Source organism: Micromonospora sp. NPDC049799 (assembly GCF_040656655.1).
In the GTDB taxonomy this organism is placed as follows: domain Bacteria; phylum Actinomycetota; class Actinomycetes; order Mycobacteriales; family Micromonosporaceae; genus Micromonospora.
Map to the genome: position 1 here is coordinate 1 of NZ_JBFAMU010000223.1, position 8,167 is coordinate 8,167.

6 protein-coding genes and 1 pseudogene are annotated in these 8,167 nt (G+C 72.3%); 5 read left to right on the forward strand and 2 right to left on the reverse strand.

What is annotated here, in order from left to right:
• Positions 1–993, reverse strand: a 993-nt coding sequence (locus AB0I76_RS17520; RefSeq protein WP_357036126.1) for a serine/threonine-protein kinase, incomplete at its 3' end; no start/stop codon positions are given.
• 205 nt (positions 994–1,198) lie between these two features.
• Here AB0I76_RS17520 and AB0I76_RS17525 point away from each other — a divergent pair.
• The 3 genes from AB0I76_RS17525 to AB0I76_RS17535 all read left to right on the forward strand — a co-directional run bounded on the left by AB0I76_RS17525 (position 1,199) and on the right by AB0I76_RS17535 (position 5,770).
• On the forward strand, positions 1,199–2,782 hold the full coding sequence (locus AB0I76_RS17525; RefSeq protein ID WP_357036129.1) for a methylmalonyl-CoA mutase family protein: 1,584 nt from the start codon (positions 1,199–1,201) through the stop codon (positions 2,780–2,782).
• Positions 2,783–3,443: 661 nt separating this feature from the next.
• A complete protein-coding gene (locus AB0I76_RS17530; RefSeq protein WP_357036132.1) occupies positions 3,444–4,718 on the forward strand; it encodes an amidohydrolase in 1,275 nt (424 codons plus the stop codon).
• Complete coding sequence (locus AB0I76_RS17535) at positions 4,715–5,770, forward strand: hypothetical protein (protein ID WP_357036135.1); 1,056 nt, start codon at positions 4,715–4,717, stop codon at positions 5,768–5,770. Before AB0I76_RS17530 ends, AB0I76_RS17535 begins: the two co-directional genes overlap by 4 nt.
• Positions 5,771–5,831: 61 nt before the next feature.
• Here the strand turns inward: AB0I76_RS17535 and AB0I76_RS17540 are convergent, their stop codons facing one another.
• Complete coding sequence (locus AB0I76_RS17540; RefSeq protein WP_357036138.1) at positions 5,832–6,812, reverse strand: DUF4349 domain-containing protein; 981 nt, start codon at positions 6,810–6,812, stop codon at positions 5,832–5,834.
• Positions 6,813–6,935: 123 nt separating this feature from the next.
• Here AB0I76_RS17540 and AB0I76_RS17545 point away from each other — a divergent pair, with 123 nt between their 5' ends.
• Together AB0I76_RS17545 and AB0I76_RS17550 are read left to right on the forward strand one after the other, a co-directional pair.
• Positions 6,936–7,565 (forward strand): MBL fold metallo-hydrolase, encoded by a 630-nt coding sequence (locus AB0I76_RS17545; RefSeq protein WP_357036141.1) that lies wholly within the window; start codon positions 6,936–6,938, stop codon positions 7,563–7,565.
• Between the two features lie 6 nt (positions 7,566–7,571).
• Positions 7,572–8,167 (forward strand): annotated as a pseudogene (locus AB0I76_RS17550) (hypothetical protein); the annotation flags it as partial.

Genomic DNA, 8,167 nt, shown 5'->3' on the forward strand with positions numbered 1-8,167 from the left:
GCCGATCTGGCCGCTCGGCTTCGGCTCCGGCGCGGCCGGCGGCGGGGTCGACACCGGCCGCTGCACCGGCACCACCGAGTAGGGGTCGGTCACCGAGTTGACCGCGGCGGCGGTGCTGGTCAGCGGGCCGGCCAGCAGCTCACGGAGCATGGCCCGGGCGGTGTGCACGTCAAGCCGGCGAGCCGGATCCTTCTCCAGCAGGCCCATGAGCACGCGCGTCAGCGGGCCGCTGCGCTGCGGCGGGGCCGGCGGGTCCTCGACGACGGCGTGCATCGTCTCGATCGGGTCGCCCTTGTCGAACGGGGGCCGGCCCTCCACCGCCGTGTAGAGGGTCACGCCGAGGGAGAACAGGTCGCTGGGGGGCCCGAAGTCCTGGCCCATCGCCCGCTCCGGTGAGATGAAGTGCGGCGAGCCGAGCACCATCCCGGGGGTGGTGAGCTGCACGTCGGTGGGCATCCGGGCGACGCCGAAGTCGGTCAGCACGCAGCGGCCGTCGGAGCAGATCAGCACGTTGGCCGGCTTGACGTCGCGGTGCAGCACGCCGATCGCGTGCGCCACCTCCAGCGCGCCCAGCAGGGCGATGCCGATCTTGGCCACCACCCGTTGCGCGACCGGGCCGTCCTCGATCACCATGTCGGCGAGGCTGCGGGCGTCCAGCAGCTCCATCACGATCCACGGCCGGCCGCCCTCGGTGACCACGTCGTACACCTGCACCACGGCCGGGTGCTGGATCGCGGCGGCGGCGCGCGCCTCGCGGAGGGTGCGCTCGTACATGGCGTCGCGGTCGCTCGGGGCGAGCCCTGGCGGCAGCACGACCTCCTTGACGGCCACGTCACGACGCAGCAGCGTGTCGGTGGCACGCCAGACCGTGCCCATGCCCCCGTTGCCCACGGAGGAGCGCAACGAGTACCGACCACCGATGGTGGTGCCGGGTGTCGCGCGTCCGTTGGGGGGACTGACTGGTCCGCCGCTCCACGTCGGGATCTGAGTCACAGAAAAGCCACCGGGGGAAATCGAGGGGGCTGGGACACAACCCCCCTATCTTGCTGGTTCCGACGCCCGATGCGAAACCCGACGCGGCGGACGTTTACCGAACTCGACGGTACGTGCCCAGCCGTTCACCTCTGGTCGACCTTCGCGGACGGACTGTGCGGAATCCCTCACCCGCCGACGCGCCGCCTCGTCCTACCATCCGTTGATGAGCGAACGGCGGTCAAGCGAGTCCGGTTTCCCGATCAAGGGCGTCTACACGGCGGCCGACCTTCCGGAGGACCTGGACTCCCGGCTGGGTGGTCCCGGCGAGTACCCGTACACCCGTGGGGTCTACCCCACCATGTACACCTCCCGCCCCTGGACCATGCGGCAGTACGCCGGCTTCGGCACCGCCACCGAGTCCAACGCGCGCTACCACCAGCTGCTGCGGGCGGGCACGATGGGCCTCTCCGTCGCCTTCGACCTGCCGACCCAGATGGGCTACGACTCCGACGACCCGATCGCGCACGGCGAGGTGGGCAAGGTCGGCGTCGCCATCGACTCCATCGAGGACATGCGGCTGCTCTTCGACGGCATCCCGCTGGACAAGGTCTCCACCTCGATGACGATCAACGCGCCCGGCTCGGTGCTGCTCCTGCTCTACCAACTGGTCGCCGAGGAGAACGGCGTACCCGGGTCGGCGCTGAACGGCACGATCCAGAACGACATCCTCAAGGAGTACATCGCCCGCGGGACGTACATCTTCCCGCCGAAGCCCTCACTGCGGCTGGTCGCCGACACCTTCGCCTACTGCCGGGCGGAGGTGCCGAAGTGGAACACCATCTCCATCTCCGGGTACCACATGGCCGAGGCCGGCGCGACGCCCGCGCAGGAGATCGCGTTCACCCTCGCCAACGGTGTCGAGTACGTCCGCGCCGCGCTCGCCGCCGGGCTCGCGGTGGACGACTTCGCGCCTCGACTGTCGTTCTTCTTCGTCGCCCGGACCACCCTGCTGGAGGAGGTCGCGAAGTTCCGCGCCGCCCGACGGATCTGGGCCCGGCTGATGCGCGACGAGTTCGGCGCGCAGAACCCGAAGTCCATGATGCTGCGGTTCCACACCCAGACCGCCGGTGTGCAGCTCACCGCCCAGCAGCCCGAGGTCAACCTGGTCCGGGTGGCGGTCCAGGGGCTCGGCGCGGTGCTCGGCGGCACCCAGTCGCTGCACACCAACAGCTTCGACGAGGCGATCGCGCTGCCCACCGAGAAGGCGGCCCGGCTCGCGTTGCGTACCCAGCAGGTCCTGGCCTACGAGACGGACCTGACCGCCACCGTGGACCCGTTCGCCGGCTCGTACGTGGTGGAGGCGATGACCGCCGAGGTCGAGGCGGCGGCCAACGAGCTGATGGAGCGGGTCTTCGAGCACGGTTCGGCGGTGGACGCGATCGAGGCGGGCTTCCAGAAGCGGGAGATCGAGCAGTCCGCGTACCGGATCGCGCAGGAGATCGACTCGGGGGAGCGGGTGGTGGTCGGGCTCAACCGGTTCGCCATCGACGCCGAGGAGCCGTACGAGCCGTTGCGGGTGGACCCGACGATCGAGGCGGCCCAGGGCGAGCGGCTGGCCAAGCTGCGCGCCGAGCGGGACAACGGGGCGGTCGAGCGGGCTCTGGCGGCGTTGCGGGCCGCCGCCGAGGGCACGGAGAACGTGCTGCACCCGATGAAGCAGGCCCTGCGGGAGCGGGCGACGGTGGGCGAGGTGTGCGGCACGCTGCGCCAGGTCTGGGGGCTGTACCGGCCGACCGACCGCTTCTGACCCACGTACGTTACGGCCACCGGTCCCCGGCAGGGGGCACGGTGGCCGTCGTGCTTCCGACTGATCGCACGTTTTCGCTGGTGGGCGCGGGTGTCGCCGGCAGAGCTACAGTCGAGACAGGTCCCGTCGCCGACCGGCGGCGCGGATGCTGAGCGGGCCGGGCGACGACGCCGGAGCCCGCTCGTCCGCCTCCGGGGGCGGCGCGGCCCACCGGCGGCGGCGTGTGCCGCAGAGGTTTACGGGTAACCGGACGGGGTGAACTCCGCGCCCCGGTGTGTTCGGGACGCACACGGTGTGCGGTCAGTGAGCGGCCGATGGTGTGAACGTCTGCGGGGCCCCGTTGCCGAGCGTGGTCGGGTGATTGCCGGAGTGGCAGTTTACCGAAACGACCAATGCGACAATTCGGAAAGATGGGCCTGCCTTCGGCATTGTCTCGCGACTGCCGAATTGGTTACGCGTTGTAGGAGGTGTGGGGCGGATGACGGCGTCGAACCGCGATCTACCTGCTGTCCCGCTCTTGGCCGAGCGCCCCGAGCAGGGCAATCGTGACACTGTGCGCTTCGATGATCACCGTAACGAGGTTGCGCAGCGTCACCGTCGGCGGTCTAGTCTGTCTGCTGTCCCGGAAGATCCATGCCTTTCTAGTGATCGAGAAACCGACGTGACGACTGCGTTGACGCCGCCGACCGGCGGCCCGGCGTCATCCCCGCTGGAGGCGTCTCCCCCGCCCCAGCCGCTGCCCGACGGCCTGGACGACCTCCTGACCCTGCGGGTACCCGAACTCGTCGCCACCCGCCGGCACATCCACGCGCATCCCGAGCTGTCCGGTGACGAGTTCGAGACCACCGCCCTCGTCGCGCACCAGCTCGCCGCGCTCGGCCTGCGTCCACGACTGCTGCCCAAGGGCAACGGCGTCATCTGCGACATCGGCTCCTCGACCGGGCCGCTGGTCGCCTTCCGCGCCGACCTCGACGCCCTGCCGCTGACCGACATCAAAGACGCCTCCTACCGGTCCACCGTGCCGGGCGTGTGCCACGCCTGCGGTCACGACGTGCACACCACCATCCTGCTGGGGCTGGCCCCGCTGCTCGCCCGGCTCGCCGACCGCGGGCGGCTGCCCGGAAGGGTGCGGCTGATCTTCCAACCGGCCGAGGAGGCGATGCCGTCCGGGGCGCCGGAGGTCATCGCGGCCGGCGGCCTCGACGGTGTCTCGTGCATCTTCGCGGTGCACTGCGCGCCGCAGTACCCGGTCGGCGCCGTCGGGGTGCGCTCCGGTCCGCTGACCGCGGCCGCCGCCAGTCTGGAGATCCGCGTCGGTGGCCCGGGCGGGCACACCGCCCGCCCGCACCTCACCACCGACCTGGTCGACCTCCTCGGCCGACTGGTCACCGACCTGCCGGCCCAGCTCGCCCGGCGGATGGACCCCCGCTGGCCGGTTTCGCTGGTCTGGGGTGCGGTGCACGCCGGCGAGGCGTCCAACACCATCCCCTCGCTCGGGTACATCCGGGGAACGGTCCGCTCCCTGCACCGGGAGGCCTGGTACGACGCCGGCGAGATCATCATGAAGCTGGTCCCGGACCTGGTCAGCGGGACCGGCGCCGAGATCGACGTCGAGTACGTCCGCGGTACGCCGCCCGTCGTCAACGACAAGCACGCGGCCGACATCATCGGCGCCGCAGCGGCCCGCGCGCTGGGCCACGAGAACGTCTTCGAGGCCGAGACCAGCATGGGCGGCGAGGACTTCTCCTTCTACCTGGAGCGGGTTCCCGGCGCGATGATCCGGCTCGGGGTCTCGCCGCCCGGCGCGACCGACCAGCGTGACCTCCACCGGCCCGGGTTCGACGTGGACGAGCGGGCCATCGAGTACGGCGTCCGCGTCCTGGCGCACACCGCGCTGGCGGCTCTCGCCGACGAGACCTTCGGGTCGGCGGGGTGAGCCGGCCGGCGCCGGCCGCGCTGGTGACGACGGCTGACCTGGTCGGTGACGGCCTGTTCCTCAAGCACCAGCGGCAGCACGACTGCTCCGACTGCGGTCACTCCTACCTCGACGCGGACCCGGGGACGGCCGGAGCGCACGCCCGGTGGCTCCGGGTCGGCGGTGGCACGATCGTCGCCAGCACCGACGGCCCGCTCCGCGAGCTGCACATCCTGCCGCACTGCGGTACGGAACTGACGCCGGACCTGCTCGCCGCCACCGACCCGGTCGACTTCACGAACCTGGCCCAGCTGGTACACGACAACCTGGACCTCGGAACCGCCGCCATCTACCGGCACCTGGTCGAGGACATCGTCGCGGGGCGCGCCCCCGGCGTGGCGGTCGCCGGCTTCCACCTCTCCCGGATCTTGCTCGACGCCAACCGGGTCCACGTGCACGAGCAGGTTCCCCCGGCCCCGTACGCCGGCAACGCCGGCCTGTACCGGGAGTACCACCTCAGCGAGGGGTCCCGGCTGCGCGAGGAGCAGCTGCTGCCCTGGCTGGCGGCGGTCGACGAGGTGCTGCGGGACATGGGCGAGTGGGGCTCGGTCTACCACCACCACACGTACGACGTGTACTCGCTCAGCCCGCGGCCCTGGGACCGCGGCTTCACCGCGAAGCGGCCGGCGTTCCAGCTGATCTGGCGGCGACCGCCGGTGGACCGCGCCGGTGACCACGTGGCCGACGGCGATCCGGGGCTCGCCCGCCTCGAGGACGTCGAGGACGTGCGCAACGGGATCCGCGACTTCCTGGAGCGCGAGATCGGGGTGGGCAACGGCACGGGGCAGATCGACTATCCGCTGTTGCTGCCGGTGCTGCCGTTCCGGGGGACCCGACGGGGCGATCCCGCCGACTCTCCCCGGCACCTCGTGTACGACCTGCGCAAGGACCTGCTCGCCACCGACCGGCAGATCCGGTCCTGGGTGGACATCGCGCCCTGGCGTCTCCCGGAACCGGCTCCGGCGGAGGTCGTCTCCGTGCCGGACGCCGTTCCCGCCGGTAGTCCGAGCTGAGCCCGTCCTCGACGTCTGGTGGCCGTTCGTCGCGGGACGAAGGGCCACCAGACGCACGACGTCAGGTCCCGGACCGCGCCCCCGGCACGGCCGGTGACGTGGCCACCGCCGGACCGGGTGCCGCCGGGGCCACCAGGGCCGGCCGCCGCTGCCGGCGACGGCGGGCGAACCACCAGAGCAACCCCAGCGGTACGCCGAACGTGACCAGCCACGGCAGGATCGCCCCGAGCACGGTCAGCAGCACGGTCATCGAGGTCAGGAAGACCTTCCAGCCACCCTTCAGCCCGACCAGGAAGCCGGCCTCGTCGGAGTCGTCGATCGGTCGGGCGTCCGGGCCCACCAGGGACACGGTGATCGTCGACAGCGCGGCCAGGTCGGCCAACCGGCGCTTCTTCGCCTCCAGGGACGCCAGGTCGGCCTCCCGCCGGGCCAGCTCGTTCTCCAGCGACACCAGGTCGCCGATGGAGGTGGCCCGGGAGAGCAGGCGGCGGGCGTTGTCGACCCGGGCGCGCTGGGTGGTGATGCGGGCGTCGAGGTCGACGGTCTCCTCGGTGACGTCCTCGGTGTTTATCTCCTGTTGCTGCCGGGTGCCGAGCTTGGCCAACTCGTCGACGACCCCGGTGAACTTCGCCGCCGGCACCCGGAGCGTCAGGTCGGCGGTGGCGTCCCCGCCGGCGCTGCGTCGCTGGTCGCCGCCGACGAACCCGCCCGCCGTGGTGGCGAGCGTGATCGCGTCCCGGGCCGCCTGGTCCACGTTCCGCACCTGCACCCGCATGGAGCCGGTGTAGACGATGGAGCGTTGGTCCACCCGGAGGTCCGGTGCCCCAGCCCCGGCCTTCCCCTCGGCGGGCTGTCCGGCCCCGGCCGGTGCCTCACCGGCCAGGTCGGCGCCCTCCGGCGCCGCGGCCGGCCCGCGCGCCGCACTGTCGTTCGTCCCCGCCTCGTCACCGCCGGACGCGCCGCAGCCTCCCACCGCGAGTACCGCCGCCAGTCCCGCCGCCGCGAGCAGTACGCCCCGACGCCGTCGTCCCGTTCCGTCCATGTCCCCGCTCCGATCCTCCGTGGCCCCGAGGATCGGGGCGATCGGTCAGACGAGGCGCGGTGCCGCGCCCGTTCCGGCAGACTGCGCTGAGGACATCACGATTCGATAATCGAGGAGTCACGAATGCGGCTGACGAAGTACGGCCACTCCTGCGTACGCGTCGAGCACGACGGGGGAGTGCTGGTGATCGACCCGGGGGTGTTCAGCGAGCCGGAGGCCCTGGACGGGGTGGACGCCGTGTTGATCACCCACGAGCACCCGGACCACGTGAACGTGCCGGCCCTCGCCGAGCGGCACGAGGACCGTCCCTTCGCCCTGTACGGGCCGGCCTCGCTGGCCTCCATGCTGGACGGCCTGGCCGACGTGCTGGCTCCGGTCGAGGCGGGCGCCGAGTTCACCGCCGCCGGTGTCCCCGTCCGGGCGTACGGCGGGCGGCACGCCGTGATCCACCCGGACATCCCGGTGATCGACAACCTGGCGTACCTCGTCGACGACCGGGTCTACCATCCCGGCGACTCGCTGGTGGTTCCCGACGACGTCCGCGTTGACACGCTCTTCCTGCCGATCCACGCCCCGTGGACGAAGTTCTCCGAGTCGCTGGACTTCCTGCGGGCGGTGGCGCCGCGTCGGGCGTACGCGCTGCACGACGGCCTGCTCAACGACAACGGGCTGTCGGTGCTGAACAACAACTTCACCCGCCTGGCCGATGTGGACTACCGCCGGCTCGAGCCGGGCACCCGGGTCGACGCCTGACGCGCGATGCCCGACCCGCCCCGAGACCTGGTGCGGCAGCTCTACCGCACGCCACCCGACCGGTTCGTCGCCGCACGTGACGGGGCGGTCGCCGACGCGCGCCGCGCCGGTGACCCGAAGGCCGCCCGGGAGATCGCCCGCCTGCGCCGCCCCACCGTGGCCGCCTGGCTGGTCAACCTGCTCGCCCTGGAGCGTCCCGAACTGGTCGCCGACCTGGTGCAGCTCGCCGAGGCGCTGCGCACCGCCCAGCGGGAGCTGAGCGGTCCGCGGCTGCGCGAGCTCTCCGCCCAGCGGCGGGCCGTGGTCGGCGCCCTCGTCGCCGAGGTCCGCAAGCTGGCGCGCGAGACCGAGGGAGCCCCGTCGGCCGGGAAGCTGCCGCTGGCCGAGGTGGAGGCGACGCTCAACGCCGCGCTCTCCGACACCGACGTCGCCGAGCAGGTGCGCACCGGCCGGCTGCTCCGCGCCGCCAGTCACTCCGGCTTCGGCGAGGTGCCGAGGCCGCACCTGCGGCTGGTCACCGGAGGCGCCGATGAGGCGGCACGGAGCAGCCGGCCGGTGCGCACCTGCTCGGCGACGTCGGTGTCGGAGAGCGCGGCGTTGAG